This window comes from Bradyrhizobium sp. CB3481, assembly GCF_029714305.1.
In the GTDB taxonomy this organism is placed as follows: Bacteria; Pseudomonadota; Alphaproteobacteria; order Rhizobiales; family Xanthobacteraceae; genus Bradyrhizobium.
The window spans coordinates 1,511,116-1,535,747 of record NZ_CP121647.1 but is presented as its reverse complement, the minus strand read 5'-3'; the positions used below and the strand labels follow the sequence as shown (position 1 = coordinate 1,535,747).

Genomic DNA, 24,632 nt, shown 5'->3' with positions numbered 1-24,632 from the left:
GGGACCAACCGGGGGCGGATTGCGGACGTTCTTGGCATATTCATCCCCGCCAGGGCAATGGCTGGCATGCCAATGAATCGGGCGGCAGCAATGCAGGGAATGCGCCGGGGGATACGGGGTTTCCCCTCCCCGGCCGGCCTGATAAACGGTCGCCATGCCGCTTAAGGTCGCCGCCCTCTATCAGTTCGCCGCGCTGCCGGATTTCCGGGAGCTGCGCGAGCCGCTGCGCGCGCTTGCCGCCGGCCTTGGCATCAAAGGCAGTGTGCTGCTGGCGCATGAGGGCATCAACGGCACGGTCGCCGGCAGCGATGAAGGCATCGACGCGTTCGTCCGGGAGCTGCAGCACGGCGAGCTGTTCGGCGGCCGGCTCGACAACCTCGAGCTCAAGTTCTCGCGCGCGGCCGAGATGCCGTTCCAGCGGCTGAAGATTCGCCTGAAGAAGGAAATCGTCACGCTGGGCGATGCCGCGGTCGATCCGACGCGGCAGGTCGGCATCTATGTCGAGCCGTCGGACTGGAACGCATTGATCGCAGCGCCCGATACGCTTGTCATCGACACCCGCAACGCCTTCGAGGTGGCAATGGGCACGTTCGAGGGCGCGGTCGATCCGGGCCTCAAGAGCTTTGGCCAGTTCAAGGATTTCGCGGCAGAGAAGCTCGACCCGGCCAGGCACAAGAAGATCGCGATGTTCTGCACCGGCGGTATCCGCTGCGAGAAGGCCAGCGCCTATCTCATGGCCCGCGGGTTTGACGAGGTCTATCACCTCAAGGGCGGCATCCTGCGCTACCTCGAAGGCGTCCCGGAAAGTGAAAGCCGCTGGCGCGGCGAATGCTTCGTCTTCGACGAGCGCGTGGCGCTCGGCCATGGCCTGCGCGAGCACAAGATGAACGGCGGCTCCGATGACTGACGTCAAAGGTTTGAGCGAACGCATTGATGCGCTGGAAGTGCGGATCGCCTATCAGGACGAGACCATCGAGACGCTGAATCAGACCATCACGGCGCAATGGACCGAGATCGACAGGCTGACGCGTCAGGTTGCCGAATTGAAGGAACGATTGCAGGACGCCGAGAGCAATATACCCGCGCCTGCGAACGAACGGCCGCCACACTATTAAAGCGCTATCAAGTAAAAGCGGCTCCGCGAAGGGAGCCGCTTTTCGCGCGTCACATGCGCGTGACGGGTTACCTGAACACCGCGCGGACCTTCTCCCACAGCGAGGGATTTTCCTGTTCGTGATCGACTTTCGACGGCGCCGGTTGCGCGGCGCTTACCGGATCGGATGCCGGAAAAGTATCGACCAGCCCGGCCTCCAGCTTTTCATGCGCTTCCCGATCGGCCTTCCGCGCGTCCCGGGGGTCTTCGGCGTGCTTGTCATGCGCCGCCGGATTGAATTTTTGAGCCATACTGTACCTCCATGATCGAGATAACGGCTCGTTTTTGCGCCGGTTCCGCCATCGCACCACGGATCGCTTCTTGGCCAATCGGGAACCGGCGTGTATCAGAGGCGCCATAGCAGCCCTGCTCAGGAACCTCGCGTTTTGACCCAGAAATCCGTCGTGAAACCTTTCATCGAAGTGCTCGAAGGCCGCCGGCAGAACGTGCCGCCGGCATGGATGATGCGCCAGGCCGGCCGCTATCTGCCTGAATACCGCGAGCTGCGCGCCAAGGCGGGAAGTTTTCTCGATCTCTGCTTCACGCCGGAATATGCCGCTGAGGTGACGCTGCAGCCGATCCGCCGCTTCAACTTCGATGCCGCGATCATCTTCTCCGACATTCTCGTCATTCCCTATGCGCTCGGCCGCTCCGTGCGTTTCGAGGCCGGCGAAGGTCCGCGGCTCGATCCGCTGGATACAGCGGAGAAGGTGGCGACGCTGGCGCGCGACGCCGATTTCGCAAAGCTCGAGCCCGTCTATGAGGCGCTGCGCCGTGTGCGGCAGGAGCTCGCAGCCGACATCGCGCTGATCGGCTTCTGCGGCGCGCCCTGGACGGTCGCGACCTACATGGTCGCGGGACAGGGCACGCCGGACCAGGCGCCGGCGCGGATGATGGCCTATCGGCATCCGGAGGCGTTCGCTGAAATCATCGACGTGCTGGTGGAGAATTCGATCCAGTATCTGCTCGGCCAGCTCAAAGCCGGCGCGGATTGCTTGCAGATCTTCGACACCTGGGCCGGCGTGCTGCCGCCGCGCGAATTTCAGCGCTGGTCGATCGAACCGGCAAAACGCATCGTTGCCGGCGTGCGCGCGAAAGTGCCCGGTGCGAAGATCATCGGCTTTCCCCGCGGCGCCGGCGCCTTGCTGCCGGCCTATGTGGAAGCAACTGACGTCACCGCCGTGAGCATCGACTGGGCGGCCGAGCCGTCATTGATCCGCGAGCGCGTGCAGAACCGCGTTGCCGTGCAGGGCAATCTCGATCCGCTGGCCCTGATCGCCGGCGGCGCCGCGCTGGACCGTGCCGTCGACGACGTGCTGGCGAACTACGCGCAGGGACGGCTGATCTTCAACCTCGGCCACGGCATCCAGCCGGAAACCCCGATCGCCCATGTCGAGCAGATGCTGCGGCGAGTGCGGGCGTATGGAGGCTAACACCCTACTGTCATCCCCGCCACCGGGTCGCGCGAATGCGCGCCCGATGACAGGCTCCGGCGGGGATCCAGTATTCCAGAGGCCGTAGTGATTGAATCGATAGTCCGCGGCGTACTGGATCCCCGCCTGCGCGGGGATGACAGCAGTAATTGCGGCTACAGCCCCTACCGCGCATCCTCCGGAATCATGGATGCCGAAGCGCGTGCGAGGGTTAGGGGATAACACAGGCCGTCATCCCCGCGAAGGCGGGGATCCAGTAATCACCGGCCTCAGCTTGAATCGAGACGTCACGGCGTACTGGATCATCCGCCTTCGCGGATGATGACAGCTGTGTTCGTCGCGCCATCTTACTGCCTACCGCGGAATTCTTCCTAGCTGGCGGCCAGCTTCAGGAAATCCGGCGGCCGGCGCTCGGCAAACGCGGCGAAGGCTTCGCGCGCTTCCGCCGTCTTCAGGCGGGCCGCGAACTGCTCGCTCTCGGCCTTGATCTGCGCCATCAGAACTTCCGGATTGCGCATCAGCCGTTTGGCGGCGCTGACGGCGCCCGCCGGCTGCTTCGCCAGCCGCAATGCGAATGCCCTTGCCTCGGCGTCGAGCTTGTCGAGCGGCACGACGCGGTTGGCAAGTCCCCACGCAAAGGCCGATTTGGCATCGACGGCTTCACCAAGCGCGAACATCTCATAAGCGCGGGCATAGCCGATGCGGAGCGGCATCAGCACGCTGGAGGCCGCTTCCGGCACCAAAGCGAGGCTGACGAACGGCGTCGATAGCAGCGCGTTTTCGGCCAACACGACCAGGTCGCAATGCAGCAACATCGTGGTGCCGATGCCGACGGCGCGTCCTTGAACGGCGGCGACCAGCGGCCGGCTCGAATGTGCGAGGGCCTGCAGGAAACGGCCGACATGACGCTCGCCTTTGAACGCGCCGGTCGCGATGGCTGCGAACTCGCCGACATCGTTGCCGGCGGTGAACATGTCGCCCTCGCCGCGGATCATCACAACGCGAACGGAAGCGTCGGTCTCCGCGGCTTCGAGCGCATCCGCCAGCGCGCCGTACATCGCATTGGTCAGCGCGTTCTTCTTGTCGGGTCGCGCCATCGTCAGCGTCAAAATCCCGTCGCTCTTCTCGATCTTGATATGCTCGGTCATTCGTCTTCTCCTCTGGGAAATCTGGTTTGCATGGTGGTGAGCCAGCGCGCGACGAGGTCGACCTCGGCATCGCTAAATCCATCCGTGAGGCGCGCGTTGACCTCGACGAGCCCGGCCTTCGACTCCGCCATCGCCGCGCGGCCGGCCGGCGTCAGCCACAGACGCCAGGCGCGCCCGTCATCGGGATCGGCGCGCCGCGTGATCAGGTTTGCCGCCGTCATCCGGTCCACCAATCCGCTGATGCCGGGCGCACCGAGATCGAGCGCAGCGCCCGCCTCGCCCATCAGGACGCCGTCGCGCTTGCCCAGGATGAACAGCAAGCCCGCCTGCGTGGAAGTCACGCCGCTATTCTGTCGCCGTGCCGCCATCCAGCGCTGCAGCCGGCGCTGCGCGACGTTGAGCAGGAAGACGAGGCGATGCTCGCGACGCGCAGTCATGCCGACAAAATCGATTTATTTCGCATGCGAAATATTTACGGCAGCGGACGGAGATTGTCACGCGCAAAAAGGGAGTCGGCGTCAGCCATTCTGAAATCCTCGTTAAATCAGCACCTTACCGAAAAAATCGATTTTCGATTGACGATTCCGGATTCCGTCGCCAGTCTGCGCGGCCATGAGCAGTATCGGGTTGAGTTTTGGTGAGCGCGCCGGGATGCGGCCTCGCAGCCTGACGTCCGCCGTTCAGGAGCGGCTGCGCGCCGATATTCTCTCGACCCGTCTGTTGCCCGGCCAGAAGCTGCATATCGCTGGGCTCGCCAAGCAGTTTTCGGTGAGCCTCGCCGCGGTGCGCGAAGCACTGTCGCGGCTGGTCGCCGACGGGCTGGTGCAAGCTTCTGACCAGCGCGGCTTTCGTGTCAGCCCGGTATCGCCGGCCGATCTTCGCGACGTGACGCAGACCCGCGTCGATATCGAGGGCCTCGCGCTACGCCGCTCGATCGAGCGCGGCGATGCGACATGGCTTGCGTCGGTCGAAAAGTCTTTCGCGGCGCTTTGCGCCGTGCCCCACACCTATCCCGACGATCCGACCCATCACTACGAAGAATGGGTGGTGCGGCATCGTGCCTTCCACCGCACGCTGGTAAGCGCCTGCGGTTCGCAATGGCTGCTCGGATTCCGCGACGTGCTGCATGAGCAGAGCGAACGCTATCGACGGCTGGCGATCCGGCGCAACACCGAAAAATCCCGCGACGTCGAGGCGGAACACGCCGCCATCGTGCAGGCCACGTTGAACCGCGACGCTGATGCCGCGGTCGCGGCGCTTTCGACGCATTTCACGACGACCATGCACCTCGTCGAGCTCGCAACACCGAAGGCTGCCGGAGGTGGCGACGCCGTCTGACCGTTCGTTCGAACAACAAACCAATCAAAAAAGGCAAAGGGAAACGTCACCATGAAAATCACGCGACACCACATCGTGGCAACGATCACTCTGGCGACCATGCTCGGCCTACCCTCCCTGGCGCAGGCCGCCGACACCGTCCGCATCGGCCTTCCCACCAAGACGTACTGGCCGACCACGATCGCGGAAACCGCGGTGCGGCAAAAGCTGTTCGAGAAGGAAGGCATCACAGCCGAGCTGACGATCTATCGCGGCGGCGCTGAGACGTTCGAGGCGATGGCGGCGGGCGCTGCCGATGTCATTCTCGACGCCACCTCGCTGGTCTCGGCCGGACGCAAGAAGGGCGTCAACTCAAAAGTGCTCGCCAGCGCCGCGACGGGCTATTACGGCTGGCAGTTGATGACCCTTTCGAAATCGACGCTCGGCGTTGGCGATCTCAAAGGCAAGAAGGTCGCGATCACTTCTGCAGGCTCCGGCTCCGACCTGCTGGCGCTGTGGACCCAGCAGGACAAGAAGATCGAATTCACGCGTGTGCCGGTCGGCGGCGGCGGCCTGGTGCCGAACCTGCTCGCCGGCAATGTCGATGCCGCCGTGGTCTATTCCCCGCTCAGCTTCCAGATCTCCAAATCGGGCGAAGCACGCACCATCCTCGATTTCTCCAAGGAAGTGCCGCCGAACCTCGCGGCGGGATGGATCGCGCTCGACAAATACGTGCAGGACAAGCCGCAGCTGGTGCAGAAGACGCTGAACGCGCTTTACGGCGCGCTGATGTACATGCGTGCCAACAAGGACGCCTCCGTCAAGCTGATCACCGAGCTCTACGAAATCCCTGCCGAGATCGCGGCGCTGGAATATGAGAACACGATTCTGAAGCTGGAGACCGACGGCAGCATGGACGGGCCGAAGATTCCGGAGCAGCTTCAGCTCGCGCTCGACATGGCCAAGGCCGGCGGCATGAAGGACCTCGGACCGGCGGCCGAGATCATCTCGACGCAGTTCAAGCCGGTTCCGACCAAGTTCTAAAGGCCAGCGCAATGCAAAGCGGGCTCGGCGTAAAGGCGGCACGGATCGCCATTGTGGTGGCGCTGTTTGCGATATGGGAAATCCTGTCGCGGACCGGCATCGTCAACCCGCGCCTGCTTCCCTCCGCCTCCGATACGCTGGCAACCCTCGGCGATCTCCTGCAGCGGCCAAGCGTGCGCAAGGATCTGGCAGTGACAGCAACGGAAGTGGTGACGGCGTTCGCGCTCGCCGTTCCCGTCGGCGCGTTGATCGGCTTCCTGATTGCGGAGAACCGCTACTTTGCCGACGTGGCAAAGCCGCTGCTGTTCTTTGCCTTCAGCATTCCCAAGTCGATCTTCCTGCCGATGTTCATCCTGGTGTTCGGCGTCGGCTTCTCGCAGAAAGTCGGCTTCGGCTTCTTCTCCACGATCTTCATCGTGATCATGTCGACAACAACAGCGGTGGAATCGGTCAAGGTCGAGCATCTCACGGTCGCCCGCTCCTACGGCGCGACGCCGATGCAGACCGCTTTCCGCGTCTACTTGCCGAGCATGCTTCCTGTTCTGCTGGAAGCGCTGCGTATCTCCATGATCTTCAATCTCACCGGCGTCATCCTCGCCGAAATGTACGCCTCGCGCGACGGCATCGGCCATCAGATCGCGACCTGGGGCGAGAATTTCCAGATGAGGCAGTTGCTTGCCGGCGTGCTGATGATCGCCGCGATCGCGATTGCCTTCAACGAACTGGTCAGATGGGTGGAAACGCGATGCAGCCATTGGCGAACATAACTCCGCTGAAGCCGGCCGGCGCGATGGAGGTCCGCAACGTCGGCCAGATCTTCAAGACCACGACGCAGGACGTCGTTGCCCTCGATAACGTCTCGCTCGACGTCAAGCCCGGCCGCTTCGTCGTACTGGTCGGCCCGAGCGGCTGCGGCAAGTCCACGCTGCTGATGATGATGGCCGGCTTGCGTCAGCAGACCTCGGGCACCATCACGATCAGCGGCGCCCCGATTCCCGAACCCGATCCGAATAGAGTGGGCGTCGTGTTCCAGGAAGCCAGCCTGTTTCCCTGGCTGACGGCGGAAGAGAATGTCGAGTTTCCGCTGGCACTGCGTGGCGTCACCAAAAGCGACCGCCGCGCCCGGGCGCAGGACGCGCTGAAGCTGGTCGGTCTCGACGGCTTCGGCAAGCGTCATCCGCATGAACTGTCCGGCGGCATGAAGCAGCGCGTCTCGATCGCGCGCGGCCTGGTGCAGGACCCGCCGGTGCTGTTGATGGACGAGCCGTTCGCTGCGCTCGACGAGCAGACCCGCATGACCATGGGCGACGAACTCTTGCGGATCTGGGCCGCGACCGGCAAGACCGTGGTGTTCGTCACCCATAGCCTGACGGAGGCGGTCTATCTCGCCGACGAGGTGATCGTGATGTCGCCGCGTCCCGGCCGCATCGTCGACCATCTCCAGGTCTCGCTGCCCCGCCCGCGCACCTACGAGATGCTGAGCGGCGACGTGTTCGGCAGCCTGCGCGACCGCATCTGGCGGCATATCCGGAAAACCGCATGAGGCTGAGATGAGTGCGGCAACGCTTCGCAGATTGATCGTGATCGGCCTGATCGTGCTGTGGGAAGTGCTGCCGCGCGCCGGCTTCATACCCGAGCTGTTCCTGCCCTCGCTATCATCGACGCTTGCGGCCGGCTGGAACGAGGCCGGCGAATATGGCCATGCGCTTGCCGTCACGCTCTACGAGGTCGCGATCTCGATGGCGTTCGCCTGTGGCGGCGGCATCCTGCTCGGCGCCGTCGTCGGCAGCCTGCCGCGGCCGCGCATCCTGATCATGCCGATGGTCTCGAGCCTTTACGCGGTGCCGCTGGTTATCCTCTATCCGGTCTTCACCGTCTGGCTCGGCATCGGCTCGGAATCCAAGATCGCGTTCGCTTCGATCTATGGTTTCCTGCCGACCATGCTGGCGACCGCGGCTGGCATCCAGACCATCGATCCGCAGCTGCTGCTCGCCGCCCGCAGCATGGGCGCGACGCTGAGCCAGCGCCTGGTGCGCGTCATCATCCCGGCGGCAATCCCGACCGTGCTGTCGGGGCTGCGCGTTGGCGGTGCGCTCGTCATCGTCGGCGTCGTCGTCTCGGAGATGCTGATTTCGTCCGCCGGCATCGGCTATCTGATCTCGCGCTACCGCACCATTCTGGACAGCCCGCACGTGTTCGCCGGCGTGCTGCTGGTGCTGGCGATGGCGATCGCCTTCAACGCCGCGATCAAATGGATCGAGAGCAAGGCCGCGATCTGGCAGACCGGCACCCGCGCCGGACAGGAGGCCGAAATCGCACCCACGGCCTTGCAGCCGGCGACCTAGACGGAGGGCTTGCGTGTTCGACCTGACGCTGACATTCGACAACGGTCCCGAGCCCGGCGTGACGCCGCGCGTGCTCGATACCTTGCGCGAACGCGGCATCAGGACAACGTTCTTCGTGATCGGCGAAAAACTCGGCGATGCCGCCCGCCGGCGCCTTGCAGCACGGGCACATGATGAAGGCCACTGGATCGGCAATCATACCTTTACGCACTCGGTGCCGCTCGGACAGCAACACGATCCCGACGCCGCCGAGAACGAGATCGGGCGGACGCAGGCCGCGATCGGCGAACTCGCCCACGCCAATCGATGGTTCCGTCCATTCGGCGGCGGCGGCAATCTCGACGAACGGCTGTTGAAGCCGTCCGTGGTCGACTACGTCACGCGCAACAAGCATAGTTGTGTGCTCTGGAATGCCATTCCGCGCGACTGGGCCGATCCGGACGGCTGGGTTGACAGGGCCCTGGCGCAATGCCGGTCGCAGCCATGGAGCCTGATGGTCCTGCACGACCTTCCAAGCGGTGCGATGGACCATCTCGAAAGTTTTATCGACCGCGCCGAGCAAGCCGGGGCGCGCTTCCGCCAGGACTTTCCGCCCGATTGCGTCCCGATCCTGTCAGGCGAAATCGTCCGTCCCATCGAATCCTATGTTTCCTCTATCGAAGAAAGTATCAGACAATGAAAATCGCGAGCTTCAAGGCAGGTCAGACGGCAACCTACGGCGTGGTGACGAACGCCGGCGTCATCGACGCCGGCAAGCGGCTGAAGGATTTTCCGACCCTGAAGTCGTTGCTCGCGAACGGTTCGCTCGACACCCTTAAGGCGCTGCAAGGCGAGCGCCCCGACTACGCGCTGGCCGAAATCGAGTTGCTGCCGACCGTCCCCGACCCGGACAAGATCTTCTGCATCGGCGTCAACTACGCGACGCATCTGGCCGAAAGCGGCCACCCGACGCCGCCGCATCCGATGATCTTCACCCGCTTTTCCAACAGCCAGGTCGGCGGTGGCCAACCGATGATCCGACCGCTGGAATCCGAGCGGTTCGACTATGAGGGTGAAATGGCCGTCATCATCGGCAAGGCCGGCCGCCGCATCTCCCGCGAGAAGGCGCTGGCGCATGTTGCCGGCTACGCCTGCTACAATGACGGCAGCATCCGCGACTGGCAGCGCCACACCTCGCAATTCGCACCCGGCAAGAATTTTGTCGGCACCGGCGCCTTCGGCCCGTGGATGGTCACGACGGATGAGCTTGCCGATATCAGCCAGCAGACAATCGCAACCCGCCTCAATGGCGTCGAGGTGCAGGCGGCGCCGATCTCGGATCTCGTGTTCGACGTCCCTGCCCTGATCGCCTATTGCTCGACCTTCACCGAGCTCGTCCCCGGCGACGTCATCGTCACCGGCACCACGGGCGGCGTGGGTGCCTATCGCAGCCCGCCGCTGTGGATGAAGGATGGCGATGTCGTCGAGGTCGAAATTTCCGGCATCGGCGTGCTGCGCAATCCGGTCAAGGACGAAGCAGCAGTTGCAGCGACGCGTGCGGCCTGAGAATTTCTCTTTTGACGCGTTTTCTTCACGCGAACCGGAAAACCACTTCGCTCGAAAACGTTATGGAAACAAAATAACAAGAGCAAGGAGACGACCATGAACCTGCCAAAGCACCTGCTGCCGACCACCGTTGTCGGCAGCTATCCGCAGCCGGAATGGCTGGTCGATCGCGCCATGTTGTCGAAGGTGGTGCCGCGCACCCGCATGCACGCGATGTGGCGACTGCCGGCCGAGCATCTCGAAGAGGCGCAGGACGACGCCACCATCGTTGCGATCAGGGACATGGAGCGCGCCGGCATCGACATCGTGACCGACGGCGAAATCCGCCGCGAGAGCTATTCCAACCGCTTTGCCACCGCGCTTGAAGGCGTCGACGACGAAAACCCCGCGATGATCACCTCGCGCAGCGGACACGCGACGCCGGTCCCGCGCGTCGTCGGCCCGGTGAAGCGCCGCGGCCCGGTCGAGCTGCACGACATGGAATTCCTGCGCCAAAATACCGATCGCGCGGCCAAGATCACCCTGCCCGGCCCGTTCACGATGAGCCAGCAGGCCAAGAACGAGTTCTACAAGGACGACGAGGAGCTGGCGATGGCGTTCGCCGAAGCGGTGAACGCCGAAGCGCGGGACTTGCAGAAGGCCGGCGCCGACGTGATCCAGCTCGACGAGCCCTGGGTGCGCAACAATCCCGATCTGGCGCGACGTTATGCGGTGAAGGCGATCAACCGCGCGCTCGAAGGCATCACGGTGCCGACGGTGGTGCATTTGTGCTTCGGCTATGCCGCGGTGGTGCCTGGCTCGACCAAACCGGCCGGCTATTCATTCCTCGCCGAACTCGCCGACACCAGGGCCGAGCAGATCTCGATCGAGGCGGCGCAGCCAAAACTCGATCTCGGCGTGCTCAAGGACCTGTCGTCCAAGAAGATCATGCTCGGCGTGCTCAACCTCGGCAATCCCGAGATCGAGCCGGCGGATATCGTGGCGGACCGAATTCGCAACGGACTGAAGCACGTCGCCGCGGATCGCCTTGTCGTCGCGCCCGACTGCGGCATGAAATACATGCCGCGCCATGTCGCGTTCGGAAAGCTGAGGGCGATGTGCGATGCGGCCGCGACCGTTCGCAAGGAGATCAGCTAAACTCCGATGGAATTAGGTTGAATCGATTTGGGCCCCGGGGTTGCTCAACCTCTCCCGCTTGCGGGGAGGTCGGCGCGAAGCGCCGGGTGGGGGCTCTCTCCTCTTGGGCAGTCTCTCCGTGGAAACACCCCCACCCCAGCCCTCCCCCGCAAGCGGGAGAGGGAGCGCACCTCCCTCGTGGCAACAATCAACCTAATCCCATCGCGCTTTGGGCACCCGATCGATCAGGCCGACAAAAGGCCCGAAACGGTCCCAATTCTACCGTGCATGGGGTTGTTTTCGAGATTTGTGGATAGGCCTGCGGTGCGCGGCGTCTGGGCACGATCGCCAGCCTATATCGAATGGCCTTTCAGCCATGCAGCGCCGCGCGCACACAAGGCCTCAACCTCGGGCCCCTTCAGGCCCGGCATGTCGCGCTTGACGGTGTAACCGATGCGGGTCTGCAAGTAGGCGAGGTGGCGATAGCCCGGAGGAAACTGCTCGAGCAGCGCCTTGTCGAGATTGGGCACGGCGCCGGGCGTGACGGGGTCCATGCGGTCCTTCTCGTAGATCGGCTGGCGCAGCACGATGCCCCAGCGCCCCCCGCGCTTCTCGAGGAAATCGTAGAACCGCCCAGTGCAAAGCACGTCGCACAGCACGCCTTCAACCTCGGCGCGCTGGGAGATCGTCATCTTGGTCTGCGAGATCGCGCGGTCTCCTGCAAGGTCGACCGAGATGCCGCCGAGGAAATGCAGGATGCTGACGCCCTGCGCCCAGGCCTGTTTGCTGATCTCGATGAACTCGTCGCCGGTGCCTTGCGTCCAGGTCGCCATCATGCGGCCGTCCGGATGCCAGACGGTCCGGAAACGCTCCCAGTCGCCGGCATCGCGCCAGATCGCCCAGTTCTGCAACAATTCGCGGATCAGGCGATCGTCTTCAATCTCGGTGGGGCTTGCGGGCATCGCGGACTCACAACAGTTTGGCGCGGACGAACAGCGTGCGCAGCGCGTCGGTCGCCTGCACGCTCAGCATGGCGTTGCCGGCGGCCCGTTGCAGCGCGCGAACGGCATCGGCGTGCAGCGCACGGAATTCGATCCATTCGATCGAGCTGAGATTGGTGATGAAGCGATAGGCCTGACCGACGGTCGTGATCGATACCGTCTGCCCATTCAGGCTGATCTTGAAGACGGCGCGCAGGGGCGTATCGGACAGCGCAACGTCGTCCGCAATCGCGGTCATGACGGAGAAGGTGAACGCCGCGACGCGGTGAGACCTTCGCGCAGGCTCGGCACCACGACGAGCCGCTTCACCTCGCCGTTCCGGTAAGCCTGCAGGAACCGGTCATAGTCCTTGATCGAGACGCAGCCGTTGGAATCGCCGTTAGGCCCCAGCAGGTAGCTGTGCACGAGCAGGCCATTTCGCCCGTGCATTTCGTTCTCACCCACCGGCGTCATGCGCAATGCGGCGACGCCGTGAAACAGTTTTTCGCGCGGCTTCAAATCGTAGACGTTCGGCGGCGTGGCGCCGACCATGCGCTGGTCGACATGCGCCGGATTGTCCATCAGGGTGCCGAGGCCCGAATGCGCCTCGAGCCGGGTACCGCCGGGCAGGTACACGGTGCGCGCCGAAATATCGTAGACCGCGGTCTGGCCGTCATAACCCAGCTTCGACAGATCCTGCCGCTCGCCGAGCAGCCCGTCGCCCGGTGTCAGCGACGCCAGCGAGAACTTCATCGGCACGAGATCGGCCAGCTTCTCGAACATGCTGCGGTTGTCGGATGAGACGGTCGGCGCATCGACCCGCATCGCCTGAAGATTGGCCAGTACCGGCCGCGACCTCGGCAGCGGAATTGCGGCTTCGACCGTCGGCGCGGAGGGCGATGCGGGCGCAACGTCCTGCGTCTCACGCAACTGCCAGCCAAGCTGGTTTTCGATGTGCCCGAACTCCGCCTCGAAATCCGAGCGTTGCGAGCGCGGGGTGGGGCGCGAGGGGTAGCTGATGGCCAGCGAACGGCGTACCGAACTCGGCCCGAAGCGCTCCTCGAACGAGGGGCCAGTGGCGACCTTCGCAGACGCCGGGTTGATCCAGCCGGCCAGATCGAAATCAGTCGCCCAGACAGCGAGACCCACGGCCACGGCGAGGCCTGCAGTGCCGAACGCCACCTCGCGGAGCAATCGGCTACCGCGGCCCGAAGCAAGCCCGGCTGCGCTGGTCTTCGCCCTAGTCATTCTTCCCCAACTCGGCGCTTTGGAATCACGTCTGATCCCCTGAATACGCCGAATAACCCCACCATAATGCAAACCAAAGTAAGGCATAATCGAGACAAGCGGAAGCGGCCGCGGCGGGTGCCCCTTCAACTTTTTATTCTGCTGTCATTCCGCACAGCGAAAGCAAATTGTCAGGGCCGCACAACCGGATTGGTATTGGGCACCGGCGCCTGCTCCATCTCGGCGTGGTCAGGCAATTTGTCGCCATGAACCGCGAGTGCCGGCCCGATCCAGATCGGATCGGCCAGATGGTCCCGGCGCGGGTTTGTCGTGTTGGGGTGGACCAGAACGCTCAGTTTTCCGTGGTTGAGCATCAGCCAGGGCACCAGTTCGGCGAATATCTCGCGGGCAAAGGCTACCTGGTACATCGCCTGGTCATGCGGGCCGACCTTGACGTCGTGCCACCGCCCCAGCGTGACCGAGAAGCGTTCGCCGATCCAGGTACGCAACTGCTCGGCCTCGGCCCGGGTCGTTGCCGGATCATAATAAATATGGGCATGATAGCTGGCGATCTCCCGCAGGGGTCGCGGATCGCTCGTAACAGGCTCATCCGTCATCTCGGGCGCTCCACGCCGCCGTTGCTTTTGGATTGGCCAATGATCGCCTCAACCGATGGAGCGGTCAATGCACCGCTAGCGGCCCGAAGCCTCCCGCTCTTCGATAATCTCGACCGCCAGTTCGGGGCAATTCACCCGTGCGATCCATGCCCGATCTTCCAGCGCGGCTGGAATTTGGCCGGAGCCGCGGACGCGTGCATTGCCAAGCTCGTCCAGCTCAAACAGTTCAGCCGCCAGGGCATGGCAGCGCGCATGGCCCTGGCACTTGTCCGGATCGATCTTCACGGTGAGAACGCGCTTTTCGCTCATGCGCCTACGTCCGGGCGGATTCGGAAACTGCAGGAAAACGCTTCTCGACATTGCGCTTGATGTTCTGAAGTCCGACCACGGCCTCCTCATCCATCCGGGCAATTTGTTCAGGGCTCGGTTCCGACGGCCGGTCGGGGTTGCATAACGTACGCGTATATTTCGTGCCGCCTGCGGTGGCCTCGAACGTGTAGCGAATGACGATCTTGCCGATGAAATCGGTATCGGCTTCGACCGTCCAAGCCCTTGGCCGATCGCTTTCGGTGACGGTCCACGCAAGGCGCACCTCGCCCCGCTTGATGTGCCACTTCTCTCGAAACGTCTCCCCGCGCAGCAAAGGGCGATTTTCGCCGTCGATGTGATGGGAGGCGGCAAGCCACTCCGGCCAGGAATTCGGATTGCAGACATAGTCGTAGACCGCCGAGGGTGGGGTCTCGATCATGATGTCGTGGCTTCGTTGGAACGATACGCCCATGGCTGGTCCTTTTCTCCCAAGTTCGTTGCTGGAGGCGATCCGACGAGCGGTTCACCCAATCCTGATCGGCAAATTGCGCGGGCCGCGCACCGTCCCTTGCGACCACGTCGTGGGTTTCGAACGATCGAGGTTGAACACAGGAATACGCTTCAGCCATTCCTGCAATGCCACCACCATTTCCATCCGCGCCAGGTTCGAGCCGATGCAGCGGTGAATACCAAGCCCGAAGGCGGCATGCGGATTGTGCTTGCGGTCGATTATAACCCTGTCCGCATCAACAAACTTCTCGGGGTCGCGGTTGGCGGCGGGAAATGACAGCAGCACCATCTCCCCTTCCCGCATTTGACAGCCGCCGACATCGGTTGTTTTCGCGATCTCCCGTGCCATCGTCACCGGCGCGTAGGCGCGCAGCAGTTCTTCGACCGCGGTCGGTATCAATTCTGGCTCCGCGACCAGCCTTGCCCGATCCTGCTCATGCGTCGCCAAATGCCACAAAGACGATCCGATCGCGCTCCAGGTGGTATCGATGCCGGCCACCAGCAAAAGACGCAACGCGCCGAGAACTTGACGATCCGAGAACGGTTCGCCATCGGGCGCACGCGCCGCGATCAAAAAACTGACGAGGTCGTCGCCGGGATTTTCGCGGCGCGCCTTGATCTGCACCTCGAAATAGGCGGCGATCGCCTCCTCCGCCTGCCGAAGCGCCGTCTCGTCAGTGACGCCGGTCTGCAGCGCCATCGTGATCCATTCGCGGAACTGATCGCCATGCTCGGCCGGAATCCCGAGCATGTGGCTGATGATCAGCACTGGAATGTTCTGGGCATAGTCGACCGCCCCGTCGCACACGCCACTCGCAACAAAGCGATCGATCAACCCGTTGCAAACGGCCCGCGCCTTCGCTTCGAGCTTCGCGACAGCCTGCGGCGTGAATGGCGGAATCAGGATCATCCGCATCGGACGATGGTCGGGTGGATCCGAGGTGATCGGTGGCGAATTCACCCGGTAGTCGCCTTCGCGGACCACAACGCGGCGCGAGGAAAAATTTTCGCAATCATAGGCGATGTCACGGATGTCCTGATAGCGCGTCGGGAAATAGACGCCCCTGTAACGGTCCGTATGGGCGATCGGACATTTCTGCCGCAGACGATCCCAGATCCCATACGGGTCGGTCGTCCAGGCGTGATCGAGATGATCCCAATCCGTGGCCCAATCGGAAACCGGAGGACGTGCGGTCATTCTCGCTCCCGGATACATTGTCCGCCATGCCTGGTCCAACTTTGCGGCCAGCATCGCTTCTGATATATCAGATAATATATCAGAAGCACGTCGTCAATCGCGATTCGAATGCCGGGGACCAGACGCCTTGCCCAAAGCCTCCAAGAAATCCAACCAGCGCAAACAGGAGCCGGCGGAAGCCGAAAGCCTCACGGATCAGGCCTACGCTCTGCTTGAGGAAATGATCAGCACGCTGCAATTGGCGCCGGGGACTCTGGTATCGGAGGCCGAGCTTTCGGCCCAGCTTGGAATTGGCCGCACGCCCGTTCGCGAAGCCATGCAACGGCTGGCACGGGAAAGGCTTCTGCTTGTCCTGCCCCGCCGCGGCTGCATCGTCACGCCGATCAGGCCCGAGGAAGAGGTGATGTTGATCGAAACGCGGCGCGCGATCGAGACGCTGGTGATGGGGAGGGCCGCGGAGCGGGCCGGCCAATCCGAACGCAGGCAGTTTGGTGAGATCGCCACCCAGATGAAGACCGCGCTACGCACGCAGGACTTCGATGCCTTCGCGCGGCTCGACGCCGAATTCAATCGGCTTTGCATTGCCGCCTGCCGGAACGAGCTTGCAGGCTCGATGATGCAGGTGATCGCGCCGCTCAATCGTCGCTTCTGGTTTACCCATCACGGCCGGAGATTGTCGAAGGAAGGTGTCGAAGCCCATATCGAGATCGCGCTGGCGCTGTCGCGCGGCGATGCCAAGGCCGCGCTGGCTGGAACCGAGCGGCTGCTGCGCTATGTTGAGAGCCGCATCGGTCAGTCCGTGACCGCCTGAGAACGGTTTTCGATCAGCCCGATCGTTTCTTGCCGCCCTCGAACACGGTCATCCCGGCGGCGGGGTCGAGGTCCACCTCGGTTGCTTCCGTCAGGCGGGCCATCGTCATGTAGAAGCCGATCGCGAGGATCGATTCGACGACCTCCTGCTCGCTGAAATGCTGGCGCATCGCAGCAAAGACCGGCGCCGACACCCGCACATTTTCGATGACCTCCCGGCCGAATGCCAGCAGCGCGTTTTCGGCGGGGTTGAACGCGGCATCCTCGTATCTGCCCCGCTCGATACAATCGATCTGCCGCTGCGTGACGCCGACGCCGAGCGCGATCGGCACATGCTGCCGCCACTCATACTCGCCATGCTCCCATTGCGCGACCTGCAGGATCAACAGTTCGCGGTTGACGTGGCTGAGCTTCTGGCGGTGCAGGATCGAATTGGCGAACCGCATCGCGGGGATGAAATTGGCCTCGGCATGCGCCATCATACGGAAGATGTTCAGCACCACCGGCATCCTGTCAAAGGACGCACGGATATCGCCGCTGGTTGACGCCGGATCGATCAGGGGAAGTCTTGCCATCTGCGTATTCCTTAACGTTGCCGTTTCAGCGGGCGCCGACTTCGCGGATAGGATCGGAGCCATCCCAATCGGCGGCGACTTTGCGGATGTGGTCGAAGAAGCTTCCCTTGCTGCCGCTGATATCCGAAATCTCCACCACCGTGCCGGGATGGGCCTCGGTGTCGAAATAGGCGAAGCGGCCCTTCTCGCCGCCGATCTGGCCTTCATGGCCCACCTTGTAGCCCAGCGACAGCGCGCGGTCGTAGAGGGCCTGATAGTCGCGCGTCCAGTACGACATGTGCTGCAGGCCTTCGCGGCCTGAGTCCAGAAACTCCTTGTACATCGAGGGCGCGTCGTTGCGCTGCTGGATCAGCTCGATCTGCAGATCGCCGGAATTGGCCAGCGCCACGCTCATCTCCATGGCGGAGTCCTGGCCGCGGTGACGGAAGTAGTCGGTCTTGACCTTGGGAATGTAATACCAAGGCCCGACGCCCATCACATTGACCCAGTGATCCATCGCGGCGCGGATATCCCGCACGACGTAACCGTTCTGACAGACTGCACCAAAGATACGACTCATTATGACCTCCCCTCTCGTTGCCGGCGCAGTCCGCCCGTTGTTCTTCTTGATCTCTCAGCCGATCGACCTGCCGCCATCGATCACGAGCTCCGTGCCGGTGACGTAACGGCTTTCGTCGCTGGCGAGCCACAAAATGCCGTTGGCGATATCCTCGGGTGCCGCCTTGTAGCCGAGCGGGACGGCACGTTCGGTAAGCTTGTCCAGCGTCGGCCCGCGCTCCTGTCCACCGTTCGAGCCATCCTCGACGGTGCCGATCAACGTGTCCCAGATCGCGGTTTCGGTGATACCGGGGTGCAGCGAGTTGACGCGCACCCCGTCTTTAGCGGCCGCGCATTCCAGCGCCACTGACTTCGTGAACAGCCGGACGCCGCCCTTGGTCGCGCAATAGCCCGAGACATTTGGCGAAGCCTTGATTCCCGCGATCGAGGAAACATTGATGATGCTGCCGCCTCCGCCTTCGCGCATCAGCGGAAGCGAATATTTCACGCCGAGAAAAACGCCGTCGAGATTGACGGCGACCTGCCGCCTCCAGTCGGCAAACGCCATATCGACGACCGAACCGGACAGGCCAATCCCGGCATTGTTGACGAGAACATCCAGCCTGCCGAAGCGTGCGCGCGTCTCAGCGACGACCGCCTGCCAGTCCTCCTCGCGTGTGACATCGTGGTGGCAGTATTCGGCCTCACATCCCATGGCGCGCAATTCGCGCAGTAGATCCTCGCCCCTCTCGTCCTGCAGATCGGTCGCGATGATCTTCGCGCCCTCGCGCGCCAGCAGCAGGGCCGCGCTGCGCCCGATACCATTGGCCGCACCGGTCACGAGGGCGACTTTTCCTTCGACACGCCGCGTCATCGCTTGATTCGCCTCCCCGGCCTGCGGCCGTTCGGCCGTCTTGTTATCGAGCGGAGGGCAACGGTCTGCCGCCTCGCTCCGGCTATTTCTTGGAAACGTTTCCATACTTTATCACGACCGTCCAAACAAGATGCATAGACGAAGCTAAATTATCTTGTATATCGTTTCCAGGCTGAGCTAGGCTGCTTCAGCCTTTGTTCCGATCGGGAATCTGCAATGCGCCGAGCGCAGCCCGTGCGCGCCACCATTCGTGACGTCGCCGCCCAGGCCGGCGTATCGGTCAGCAGCGTCAGCCGGGTGATGAACGGCGAACCCCATATCAGCCCGGAATTGCACGCAAAGATCATGCGCGCGGTGAACCGCCTGCGCTTCGAGCCGCATTCGGCGGCGCAGGCGCTGCGCTCGCGCGAGAGCAAGACGATCGGCTGCATGGTCTCCGATCTGTCGAACCCGCTCTACAGCGAGATGATCAACGGTGCGGAAGAGGAGTTTCAGCGCGCCGGCTATGTGCTGATGCTCGCCGCGACTCGGCACGAGGAAGACCGCGAGACAGCCTTTATCTCGGCGGTGCGACGCCGGCGCATGGATGGACTGCTGCTGTTTGCCGGCGACAACGCCCACAAGGATTTTACCGGCGCGCTGGCAAACCTCGAGCTGCCCTGCGTCGCCATCGACCGCGAGGTGCCAGGCGCTCCCTCGGTACGCGCAGATCATCGCGGCGGCGGCCTCGAGATCACGCGCTATCTCATCGGGCTTGGCCACCGCCGCATCGCGCTGCTCACGGGACGCGCGGCATTGCTGCCGAGCTCGGAACGCCTTGCCGGCTATCGCCAGGCCCATACCGAAGCGAAGCTCGCGGTCGATCCCGAGCTGATCCTGCCGCAGACGCAAGGCTCCGGCATCGCGTTCAGCGACGTCTGCCAGTTGCTGCGCGGCCCCAACCGCCCGACCGCGATTATCACGCTGGGCACGCATATGCTGGCTGGCGTGATGAACGCGCTTTCCAGCAGCGGACTGCGTTATCCCGACGATGTCTCACTGGTGTGCATCGGCGACACCGACCTGGCGCGACATGCAACGCCGGGCATATCGGCGCTGACCTGGGATCTCGACCAGATGGGCCGCCTTGCGGCCAACATCCTGCTCGACCGCATCCGCGGCGGTGAAACGGCCAAGAAGATACGGCCGGTTTACCTGCCGACACGGTTCATTCTTCGACACTCGGGCGCCAAACCCCGCGCGCCCTAACGGGGCCGCCGATCCAAACGACCAAAAACAAAAACAGGAAACCCAGGGAGTGAGTAAATGAAGTTGCGTGCGATCATGCTTTCGCTGCTTGCGCTGTCGTCGATGACAGCCTCAGTTCACGCGGAGGACGCAGCCGACTATCCCTCGAAGAAGATCAAGATGCTGCTGCCGTTCGGAGCTGGCGGCGGCGGCGATGTGCTCGGGCGCTTGCTCGCCGACCGGATGGGCAAACGCCTCGGACAAACCATATATGTCGAAAACCGCACCGGCGCCGCCGGCACCATCGGCGCGCAACAGGCGGCAACCTCGCCACCGGACGGTTACACCATCACGATCGGCGGCATGACCACGCATGTGCTGGCGCCCGCGGTCTATCCGAGCCTGCCCTATGATCCGCTCAAGGATTTCACCACCATCGGCCGCATCGGAACGTCATCGATCCTGCTGATTGCGACGAAGGATTTTCCCGCCAGCGATCTGCGCGGACTGACCGAACTGTCGAAGAAGGGAGAGCCCATCCAGTACGGAAGCTGGGGGGTCGGCTCGACCGGACATTTCTGCGGCGAAATTCTTTCGCAAAAGGCAGGCATCCGCCTGCAGCACGTCCCCTTCAGCGGCGCGGCCAAGCTGGCCAACGATCTCATGGGCGGGCACATCTCGGTCGGACTGGTCGACATGGCGACCGGAACGCCGCTGGTGAGGGACGGAAAGCTGAAGGCGCTGGCGGCATGCGGCGGGCGTTCGCCGAGCCTGCCGGATGTTGCGAGCTACAAGGATCAAGGCGTCGATTTCGAACGTAGCCTTTCCTGGGTAATGTACGCGCCAGCCGGCGTTCCCGATCCCGTCGCGCAGAAAATCGCTGGTGCCTTGAGGGAGTCTCTCACCGAGGCGGATATTGCCGACAAGTTGTTGGCGCTCGGCATCTCCGCGGAATTCATCGCCGGGGACCAGCAGCGCGACATCAACGCGCGGGACATCGAGGCCTGGAAGAAGGTGGCCAGCGACGCGAAGATCGAGGTCAAGTAACGGCGCTCCTGTCCCGGACGCGGCGCAGCGCCGCTTCAGCGCTGCACCGCAGAGCCGGGACCCACCTCAATGCACGGGAAGGTCCCGGCTCAGCAGCGCAGCACTTCGTGCCGCGCTGCGTCCGGAACACGACGCTATCCGATGTCGGTATGCTCAGTTCGTCTTGCCAAACAGCAGCGGCAACTGGCGCGGGCCGCGAACGGTGCCCTCGGACCACGTCACCTTGCCGGCCGGATCGAGCCGGAAATCCGGAATCCGCTTCAGCCATTCCTCGATTGCGACGGTCATTTCCATGCGTGCAAGGTTGGAGCCGACGCAGCGGTGGATGCCGAGGCCGAACGCGGCGTGACGATTCTCCTTGCGGTCGATCACCACCTTGTCGGCATCGGGGAACATCGCGGGATCGCGGTTCGCGGCGGGGAACGACAGCAGCACCATGTTGCCGGGCTTGATCGGGCAACCGCTGACGGTGGTCTCCTTCATCACCTCGCGCGCCATCGTCACCGGTGAATAGGCGCGCAGCAGTTCCTCCACCGCGAGCGGCATCAGTTCCGGCTCCTTGACGAGACGCTCGCGATCCGCGGGCGTCTTCGCCAGATGCCAGAGCGAGGAGCCGATCGCGCTCCAGGTGGTGTCGATGCCGGCGATCAACAATAGCCGCAGCGAACCGAGCACGTGCTCGTCCGCCAGCGGATTGCCGTCCTTGTCCCTCGCCTTCATCAAGGTCGAGATCAGGTCGTCGGTGGGGTTCTTCTTGCGCTGCTCCAGATGCACGGCGAAATAGCCGGTCATATCCCTTACGGCGCCCATCAGTGCATTTTCGCTCTTGATGCCGAGCTCGAGGATCTCATGAATCCACTTGATAAAGAGCTCGCCATCGTCTTCCGGAATCCCGAGCATATGCGCGATGGCGCGCACCGGAACGTGCTTGGTATAGCGCGCGGCGGCATCGCATTTGCCGTCGGCAATGAACTCGTCGATCAGTTCGTTGCAGATCGCGCGCACCCGCGGCGCAAGCTTCTTCATCGCGTCCGGCGTGAACGGCGGCAGCAGCAACTGCTTGGCCGGCTTGTGCTCGGGCGGATCGGAAGTGATCGGCGGCGCCCTTGCCGTGATCTCCGGCCGCACGTCGCGCACAATGACGCGCCGGGATGAAAAGTGTTCGGTGTCGTAGGCAATTTCCTTCACCGCCTCATAAGTGGTCGGCATGTAGCAGCCGAGGAACCGCTCAGTGTGCACGACGGGCGAGGCCGCACGCAACTCTTCCCAGATCGGAAACGGGTTCTCCGTCCATTTCGGATCGGTGTGGTCGAAATCGTTGACCCAATCGGTGACCGGCGGATGTTCGGGCATGATGCTGGCGGAATCGGACATCGGAGCAATTCCTCTGCTTGGTTCGTTCAGATCGTGATGGATGAAAGATCGCGACCGGCTATTCTTCGGTCACCTCGATCGCAATTTCCGGACAGTTGCTCTGGGCGAGGTAGGCCTTGTCTTCGAGGCCTGCAGGCACGGTGCCGTCGCCCACTTCGTGGGCGTTGCCGAATTCGTCGAGGTCGAACAGTTCGGGTGCCAGTGATTTGCAGCGCGCGTGTCCCTGGCATTTGTCCTGGTCGACGCGGATCTTCAGCGTTCCAGCCATCGCAGCGTTCCCCTCGCTTGCGGCGCGCTTATCTTGCACGGCCTTATCCTCGGCGCGACCGGACAGACCCGCCGGCGCACCGCGAAGTTATATCATATTACATTCGCGTTGGCGTTGTGCTGTCAAGGCAAAAGTTATAGATGATGGAACTGGATGCCGCCTCGACCTGCACGCAAAGCGCTGAATGCCTATCACCATGGGGATCTCCGTGATGCCCTGGTTCAGGCTGCGCTGCACGAGGTCGAACTCGGCGGCCCCGAAGCGATCAGCATCAGCGCCCTTGCCAAAAAACTCGGCGTCTCGCAGCCGGCTCCCTACAAGCATTTTGCCGACCGCGAAACGCTGCTGACCGCCGTCACGGCCGAAGCCTTTCGCCAGTTCAGCGCAATGCTGCGCACGGCGATCGAAAAGCCGTCGAAACAGTCGAAATTGTCGCGTTTCGCGCAGCTCACGCTCGATTTCGGCCTGCGCCGCAACGGCATCTATCGCCTGATGTTCGCATCGCGGACCATGGCATGCGCGCCGAAAGGCAGCGAGCTGCACAGCGCGGCAATGGAGACCTTCGAGTTGCTGGTGGAGGCGCTGGAGGCGCCGGCTGTCGGCCTTTTACGCGAGCGCAGTGCCCTGAAGATCTGGGCCTCGCTGCATGGGGTGGTGATGCTCGCCGAACAGGGATTGCTCACCGGCCAGGCCGCCCAGGTCAGCCGGGAAGAGCTGGTCGAAGACATCGTTGCGGAAACCAAGCTTGCGCTGTCGATCGCGATCGAGGCGAGCGGCAAGACTGGCCGATGACCGCCAACATTCCGGCCTCAGACGTTTCAGACAATACGGGTCTCTATGGCGGCGCGGTGCTCGGCCTGGCAGCCATCGCGGCGCTGGTCGTTGCCAACTCGCCATTCGGCGCGGACTACGAGGCGCTGCTGCGGATGACCGGCGAGGTTCGGATCGGATCGATCGGACTGAGCAAAACCGTCGACCACTGGATCAACGATGGCCTGATGGCGGTGTTCTTTCTGCTGGTCGGCCTCGAAATCAAGCGCGAGGTGATGGAGGGCGCGCTGGCGAGCGCCAAGCAGGCGGCGCTACCCGTGATCGCCGCCTTTGGCGGCTTTGTCACGCCGGCCGCCATCTATGCCGCGGTGAACTGGGGAGATCCCCAAGCCTTGCGCGGCTGGGCCATACCGGCAGCCACCGACATCGCCTTTGCGCTCGGCGTCTGCGCCATGCTGGGACGAAAGGTGCCGGCTTCGCTGAAGGCGTTTCTATTGGCGCTCGCGATCATCGACGACCTGATGGCCATCGTGGTGATCGCGATCTTCTATACCGCCGATCTCTCGGTGCTGGCACTGGCGCTCGGCGGGCTCGGCGTCGCCGCGCTCGCAGTATTGAACTTTTTGGATGTGCGTCGGCCATCGTTCTATCTGATCACAGGCCTATTCACCTGGGTCTGCGTGCTCAAATCCGGCGTGCACGCGACGCTCGCGGGCGTCGCCGTCGGGCTGGCGATGCCGCTTACCCGGCATGACGGCCACAGCCTGCTCGAGGATACCGAACACGCACTCCGGCCGTGGGTCATCTTCGCGATCGTGCCGATCTTTGCTTTTGCCAATGCCGGCGTATCGCTCCACGGGCTGACCATCTCAACTCTGACGGCGCCGATACCGCTCGGCATCGTCGCGGGGCTTTTCATCGGCAAGCAACTCGGGGTCTTCACCGCTTCGATGATCGCGATCCGGCTCGGGCTGGCGGCGATGCCGGAAGGCACGACAACGGCAAAGCTTTATGCGATGGCCATCCTGACCGGCATTGGTTTCACCATGAGCCTGTTTATCGGAACCCTCGCCTTCGATGACGAAACGGTGCTGAAGCAAATTCGGCTCGGCGTCCTCGCCGCCTCGCTGATGTCGGGCATTGTGGCTGCCGTGATGTTTTCAGTTGGCGCGAAGTCCGGTGAGGCGTCCGCGTCGCGGTGACGAAC

31 protein-coding genes are annotated in these 24,632 nt (G+C 63.3%); 16 read left to right on the top strand and 15 right to left on the bottom strand.

Going from position 1 to position 24,632, the window contains the following annotated elements:
• Window positions 1–154: 154 nt before the first annotated feature.
• Window positions 155–907, top strand: a complete 753-nt coding sequence (locus tag QA643_RS07425; RefSeq protein WP_283032540.1) for a rhodanese-related sulfurtransferase — start codon at window positions 155–157, stop codon at window positions 905–907.
• Window positions 900–1,115, top strand: coding sequence for a SlyX family protein (locus QA643_RS07420; RefSeq protein WP_283032539.1), 216 nt, complete (start codon window positions 900–902; stop codon window positions 1,113–1,115). Before QA643_RS07425 ends, QA643_RS07420 begins: the two co-directional genes overlap by 8 nt.
• 67 nt (window positions 1,116–1,182) lie before the next feature.
• Here QA643_RS07420 and QA643_RS07415 read toward each other — a convergent pair whose 3' ends face one another.
• Window positions 1,183–1,404 (bottom strand): hypothetical protein, encoded by a 222-nt coding sequence (locus QA643_RS07415; RefSeq protein WP_283032538.1) that lies wholly within the window; start codon window positions 1,402–1,404, stop codon window positions 1,183–1,185.
• Window positions 1,405–1,539: 135 nt separating this feature from the next.
• Between QA643_RS07415 and hemE the strand changes: the two genes are divergently transcribed.
• Window positions 1,540–2,586 (top strand): uroporphyrinogen decarboxylase, encoded by a 1,047-nt coding sequence (gene hemE, locus QA643_RS07410; RefSeq protein ID WP_283032537.1) that lies wholly within the window; start codon window positions 1,540–1,542, stop codon window positions 2,584–2,586.
• A gap of 371 nt (window positions 2,587–2,957) precedes the next feature.
• Here hemE and QA643_RS07405 read toward each other — a convergent pair whose 3' ends face one another.
• Both QA643_RS07405 and QA643_RS07400 read right to left on the bottom strand, forming a co-directional pair.
• Entirely contained in the window at window positions 2,958–3,734 is a 777-nt protein-coding gene (locus QA643_RS07405; RefSeq protein ID WP_283032536.1) for an enoyl-CoA hydratase-related protein, read from the bottom strand.
• Complete coding sequence (locus tag QA643_RS07400) at window positions 3,731–4,171, bottom strand: MarR family winged helix-turn-helix transcriptional regulator (RefSeq protein WP_283032535.1); 441 nt, start codon at window positions 4,169–4,171, stop codon at window positions 3,731–3,733. Before QA643_RS07400 ends, QA643_RS07405 begins: the two co-directional genes overlap by 4 nt.
• 214 nt (window positions 4,172–4,385) lie before the next feature.
• Here QA643_RS07400 and QA643_RS07395 point away from each other — a divergent pair, with 214 nt between their 5' ends.
• The 8 genes from QA643_RS07395 to QA643_RS07360 all read left to right on the top strand — a co-directional run bounded on the left by QA643_RS07395 (window position 4,386) and on the right by QA643_RS07360 (window position 11,122).
• Entirely contained in the window at window positions 4,386–5,072 is a 687-nt protein-coding gene (locus QA643_RS07395; protein ID WP_283032534.1) for a GntR family transcriptional regulator, read from the top strand.
• Window positions 5,073–5,123: 51 nt separating this feature from the next.
• A complete protein-coding gene (locus tag QA643_RS07390; protein ID WP_283032533.1) occupies window positions 5,124–6,095 on the top strand; it encodes an ABC transporter substrate-binding protein in 972 nt (323 codons plus the stop codon).
• 11 nt (window positions 6,096–6,106) lie between these two features.
• Window positions 6,107–6,862, top strand: coding sequence for an ABC transporter permease (locus QA643_RS07385; protein ID WP_283032532.1), 756 nt, complete (start codon window positions 6,107–6,109; stop codon window positions 6,860–6,862).
• The gene (locus QA643_RS07380) at window positions 6,841–7,638 is read left to right on the top strand and encodes an ABC transporter ATP-binding protein (protein WP_283032531.1); all 798 of its coding nucleotides are present in this window, start codon (window positions 6,841–6,843) and stop codon (window positions 7,636–7,638) included. The genes QA643_RS07385 and QA643_RS07380 overlap by 22 nt, the downstream gene beginning before the upstream one ends.
• A 7-nt stretch (window positions 7,639–7,645) precedes the next feature.
• Window positions 7,646–8,440: an ABC transporter permease gene (locus QA643_RS07375; RefSeq protein WP_283032530.1), complete on the top strand. Its 795-nt coding sequence runs from the start codon at window positions 7,646–7,648 to the stop codon at window positions 8,438–8,440.
• Between the two features lie 13 nt (window positions 8,441–8,453).
• Window positions 8,454–9,119: a polysaccharide deacetylase family protein gene (locus QA643_RS07370; RefSeq protein ID WP_283032529.1), complete on the top strand. Its 666-nt coding sequence runs from the start codon at window positions 8,454–8,456 to the stop codon at window positions 9,117–9,119.
• On the top strand, window positions 9,116–9,985 hold the full coding sequence (locus QA643_RS07365; RefSeq protein ID WP_283032528.1) for a fumarylacetoacetate hydrolase family protein: 870 nt from the start codon (window positions 9,116–9,118) through the stop codon (window positions 9,983–9,985). Before QA643_RS07370 ends, QA643_RS07365 begins: the two co-directional genes overlap by 4 nt.
• A 96-nt stretch (window positions 9,986–10,081) precedes the next feature.
• Window positions 10,082–11,122 carry a uroporphyrinogen decarboxylase family protein gene (locus tag QA643_RS07360; protein WP_283032527.1) on the top strand — a complete coding sequence of 347 codons (1,041 nt, stop codon included), beginning with the start codon at window positions 10,082–10,084 and terminating at the stop codon, window positions 11,120–11,122.
• Window positions 11,123–11,454: 332 nt separating this feature from the next.
• Here the strand turns inward: QA643_RS07360 and QA643_RS07355 are convergent, their stop codons facing one another.
• The 7 genes from QA643_RS07355 to QA643_RS07325 all read right to left on the bottom strand — a co-directional run bounded on the left by QA643_RS07355 (window position 11,455) and on the right by QA643_RS07325 (window position 15,942).
• Window positions 11,455–12,063: a nuclear transport factor 2 family protein gene (locus tag QA643_RS07355; RefSeq protein WP_283032526.1), complete on the bottom strand. Its 609-nt coding sequence runs from the start codon at window positions 12,061–12,063 to the stop codon at window positions 11,455–11,457.
• A gap of 7 nt (window positions 12,064–12,070) precedes the next feature.
• Window positions 12,071–12,340, bottom strand: a complete 270-nt coding sequence (locus QA643_RS07350) for a hypothetical protein (protein ID WP_283032525.1) — start codon at window positions 12,338–12,340, stop codon at window positions 12,071–12,073.
• Window positions 12,337–13,329: a DUF2778 domain-containing protein gene (locus tag QA643_RS07345; RefSeq protein WP_283032524.1), complete on the bottom strand. Its 993-nt coding sequence runs from the start codon at window positions 13,327–13,329 to the stop codon at window positions 12,337–12,339. Before QA643_RS07345 ends, QA643_RS07350 begins: the two co-directional genes overlap by 4 nt.
• A 170-nt stretch (window positions 13,330–13,499) precedes the next feature.
• On the bottom strand, window positions 13,500–13,925 hold the full coding sequence (locus tag QA643_RS07340) for a DOPA 4,5-dioxygenase family protein (RefSeq protein ID WP_283032523.1): 426 nt from the start codon (window positions 13,923–13,925) through the stop codon (window positions 13,500–13,502).
• Between the two features lie 75 nt (window positions 13,926–14,000).
• A complete protein-coding gene (locus tag QA643_RS07335) occupies window positions 14,001–14,234 on the bottom strand; it encodes a ferredoxin (protein ID WP_283032522.1) in 234 nt (77 codons plus the stop codon).
• A gap of 4 nt (window positions 14,235–14,238) precedes the next feature.
• Window positions 14,239–14,673, bottom strand: coding sequence for an SRPBCC family protein (locus QA643_RS07330; RefSeq protein WP_283032521.1), 435 nt, complete (start codon window positions 14,671–14,673; stop codon window positions 14,239–14,241).
• A gap of 84 nt (window positions 14,674–14,757) precedes the next feature.
• On the bottom strand, window positions 14,758–15,942 hold the full coding sequence (locus QA643_RS07325; RefSeq protein ID WP_283032520.1) for a cytochrome P450: 1,185 nt from the start codon (window positions 15,940–15,942) through the stop codon (window positions 14,758–14,760).
• Between the two features lie 127 nt (window positions 15,943–16,069).
• Here QA643_RS07325 and QA643_RS07320 point away from each other — a divergent pair, with 127 nt between their 5' ends.
• Entirely contained in the window at window positions 16,070–16,753 is a 684-nt protein-coding gene (locus QA643_RS07320; RefSeq protein ID WP_283032519.1) for a GntR family transcriptional regulator, read from the top strand.
• 13 nt (window positions 16,754–16,766) lie between these two features.
• Here the strand turns inward: QA643_RS07320 and QA643_RS07315 are convergent, their stop codons facing one another.
• Genes QA643_RS07315 through QA643_RS07305 form a run of 3 tightly spaced genes read right to left on the bottom strand, consistent with a single transcriptional unit; the run spans window position 16,767 to window position 18,738 of the window.
• On the bottom strand, window positions 16,767–17,327 hold the full coding sequence (locus tag QA643_RS07315; protein ID WP_283032518.1) for a carboxymuconolactone decarboxylase family protein: 561 nt from the start codon (window positions 17,325–17,327) through the stop codon (window positions 16,767–16,769).
• A gap of 25 nt (window positions 17,328–17,352) precedes the next feature.
• Window positions 17,353–17,886 (bottom strand): VOC family protein, encoded by a 534-nt coding sequence (locus QA643_RS07310; protein ID WP_283032517.1) that lies wholly within the window; start codon window positions 17,884–17,886, stop codon window positions 17,353–17,355.
• 54 nt (window positions 17,887–17,940) lie between these two features.
• The gene (locus tag QA643_RS07305; protein WP_283032516.1) at window positions 17,941–18,738 is read right to left on the bottom strand and encodes a glucose 1-dehydrogenase; all 798 of its coding nucleotides are present in this window, start codon (window positions 18,736–18,738) and stop codon (window positions 17,941–17,943) included.
• A gap of 216 nt (window positions 18,739–18,954) precedes the next feature.
• On the opposite strand from QA643_RS07305, the gene QA643_RS07300 reads away from it, so the two are divergent.
• A complete protein-coding gene (locus tag QA643_RS07300; RefSeq protein WP_283032515.1) occupies window positions 18,955–19,986 on the top strand; it encodes a LacI family DNA-binding transcriptional regulator in 1,032 nt (343 codons plus the stop codon).
• A 57-nt stretch (window positions 19,987–20,043) separates the two neighbouring features.
• Entirely contained in the window at window positions 20,044–21,012 is a 969-nt protein-coding gene (locus QA643_RS07295) for a tripartite tricarboxylate transporter substrate binding protein (protein WP_283032514.1), read from the top strand.
• Window positions 21,013–21,165: 153 nt separating this feature from the next.
• Here QA643_RS07295 and QA643_RS07290 read toward each other — a convergent pair whose 3' ends face one another.
• Both QA643_RS07290 and QA643_RS07285 read right to left on the bottom strand, forming a co-directional pair.
• On the bottom strand, window positions 21,166–22,386 hold the full coding sequence (locus QA643_RS07290; RefSeq protein WP_283032513.1) for a cytochrome P450: 1,221 nt from the start codon (window positions 22,384–22,386) through the stop codon (window positions 21,166–21,168).
• Between the two features lie 58 nt (window positions 22,387–22,444).
• On the bottom strand, window positions 22,445–22,654 hold the full coding sequence (locus tag QA643_RS07285; RefSeq protein ID WP_283032512.1) for a ferredoxin: 210 nt from the start codon (window positions 22,652–22,654) through the stop codon (window positions 22,445–22,447).
• Between the two features lie 153 nt (window positions 22,655–22,807).
• On the opposite strand from QA643_RS07285, the gene QA643_RS07280 reads away from it, so the two are divergent.
• Window positions 22,808–23,446 carry a TetR/AcrR family transcriptional regulator gene (locus QA643_RS07280; RefSeq protein WP_283032511.1) on the top strand — a complete coding sequence of 213 codons (639 nt, stop codon included), beginning with the start codon at window positions 22,808–22,810 and terminating at the stop codon, window positions 23,444–23,446.
• Window positions 23,443–24,627, top strand: coding sequence for a Na+/H+ antiporter NhaA (gene nhaA / locus QA643_RS07275; protein WP_283032510.1), 1,185 nt, complete (start codon window positions 23,443–23,445; stop codon window positions 24,625–24,627). The genes QA643_RS07280 and nhaA overlap by 4 nt, the downstream gene beginning before the upstream one ends.
• The last annotated feature ends 5 nt before the right edge of the window (window positions 24,628–24,632 follow it).

What these genes read in the sequence shown, in the direction of transcription:
- QA643_RS07385 (WP_283032532.1), top strand. Translation starts at nt 6,107, where the DNA reads ATGCAAAGCGGGCTCGGCGTAAAGGCGGCACGGATCGCCATTGTGGTG.
- QA643_RS07400 (WP_283032535.1), bottom strand. Translation starts at nt 4,171, where the DNA reads ATGACTGCGCGTCGCGAGCATCGCCTCGTCTTCCTGCTCAACGTCGCG.
- QA643_RS07415 (WP_283032538.1), bottom strand. Translation starts at nt 1,404, where the DNA reads ATGGCTCAAAAATTCAATCCGGCGGCGCATGACAAGCACGCCGAAGAC.
- QA643_RS07350 (WP_283032525.1), bottom strand. Translation starts at nt 12,340, where the DNA reads ATGACCGCGATTGCGGACGACGTTGCGCTGTCCGATACGCCCCTGCGC.
- QA643_RS07380 (WP_283032531.1), top strand. Translation starts at nt 6,841, where the DNA reads ATGCAGCCATTGGCGAACATAACTCCGCTGAAGCCGGCCGGCGCGATG.
- QA643_RS07325 (WP_283032520.1), bottom strand. Translation starts at nt 15,942, where the DNA reads ATGACCGCACGTCCTCCGGTTTCCGATTGGGCCACGGATTGGGATCAT.
- QA643_RS07375 (WP_283032530.1), top strand. Translation starts at nt 7,646, where the DNA reads ATGAGTGCGGCAACGCTTCGCAGATTGATCGTGATCGGCCTGATCGTG.
- QA643_RS07280 (WP_283032511.1), top strand. Translation starts at nt 22,808, where the DNA reads ATGCCGCCTCGACCTGCACGCAAAGCGCTGAATGCCTATCACCATGGG.
- QA643_RS07345 (WP_283032524.1), bottom strand. Translation starts at nt 13,329, where the DNA reads ATGACTAGGGCGAAGACCAGCGCAGCCGGGCTTGCTTCGGGCCGCGGT.
- QA643_RS07425 (WP_283032540.1), top strand. Translation starts at nt 155, where the DNA reads ATGCCGCTTAAGGTCGCCGCCCTCTATCAGTTCGCCGCGCTGCCGGAT.
- QA643_RS07305 (WP_283032516.1), bottom strand. Translation starts at nt 18,738, where the DNA reads ATGACGCGGCGTGTCGAAGGAAAAGTCGCCCTCGTGACCGGTGCGGCC.
- QA643_RS07335 (WP_283032522.1), bottom strand. Translation starts at nt 14,234, where the DNA reads ATGAGCGAAAAGCGCGTTCTCACCGTGAAGATCGATCCGGACAAGTGC.
- QA643_RS07340 (WP_283032523.1), bottom strand. Translation starts at nt 13,925, where the DNA reads ATGACGGATGAGCCTGTTACGAGCGATCCGCGACCCCTGCGGGAGATC.
- QA643_RS07390 (WP_283032533.1), top strand. Translation starts at nt 5,124, where the DNA reads ATGAAAATCACGCGACACCACATCGTGGCAACGATCACTCTGGCGACC.
- QA643_RS07295 (WP_283032514.1), top strand. Translation starts at nt 20,044, where the DNA reads ATGAAGTTGCGTGCGATCATGCTTTCGCTGCTTGCGCTGTCGTCGATG.
- QA643_RS07395 (WP_283032534.1), top strand. Translation starts at nt 4,386, where the DNA reads ATGCGGCCTCGCAGCCTGACGTCCGCCGTTCAGGAGCGGCTGCGCGCC.
- QA643_RS07300 (WP_283032515.1), top strand. Translation starts at nt 18,955, where the DNA reads ATGCGCCGAGCGCAGCCCGTGCGCGCCACCATTCGTGACGTCGCCGCC.
- QA643_RS07285 (WP_283032512.1), bottom strand. Translation starts at nt 22,654, where the DNA reads ATGGCTGGAACGCTGAAGATCCGCGTCGACCAGGACAAATGCCAGGGA.
- QA643_RS07310 (WP_283032517.1), bottom strand. Translation starts at nt 17,886, where the DNA reads ATGAGTCGTATCTTTGGTGCAGTCTGTCAGAACGGTTACGTCGTGCGG.
- QA643_RS07355 (WP_283032526.1), bottom strand. Translation starts at nt 12,063, where the DNA reads ATGCCCGCAAGCCCCACCGAGATTGAAGACGATCGCCTGATCCGCGAA.
- QA643_RS07360 (WP_283032527.1), top strand. Translation starts at nt 10,082, where the DNA reads ATGAACCTGCCAAAGCACCTGCTGCCGACCACCGTTGTCGGCAGCTAT.
- QA643_RS07365 (WP_283032528.1), top strand. Translation starts at nt 9,116, where the DNA reads ATGAAAATCGCGAGCTTCAAGGCAGGTCAGACGGCAACCTACGGCGTG.
- QA643_RS07290 (WP_283032513.1), bottom strand. Translation starts at nt 22,386, where the DNA reads ATGTCCGATTCCGCCAGCATCATGCCCGAACATCCGCCGGTCACCGAT.
- QA643_RS07420 (WP_283032539.1), top strand. Translation starts at nt 900, where the DNA reads ATGACTGACGTCAAAGGTTTGAGCGAACGCATTGATGCGCTGGAAGTG.
- nhaA (WP_283032510.1), top strand. Translation starts at nt 23,443, where the DNA reads ATGACCGCCAACATTCCGGCCTCAGACGTTTCAGACAATACGGGTCTC.
- QA643_RS07405 (WP_283032536.1), bottom strand. Translation starts at nt 3,734, where the DNA reads ATGACCGAGCATATCAAGATCGAGAAGAGCGACGGGATTTTGACGCTG.
- QA643_RS07315 (WP_283032518.1), bottom strand. Translation starts at nt 17,327, where the DNA reads ATGGCAAGACTTCCCCTGATCGATCCGGCGTCAACCAGCGGCGATATC.
- QA643_RS07330 (WP_283032521.1), bottom strand. Translation starts at nt 14,673, where the DNA reads ATGATCGAGACCCCACCCTCGGCGGTCTACGACTATGTCTGCAATCCG.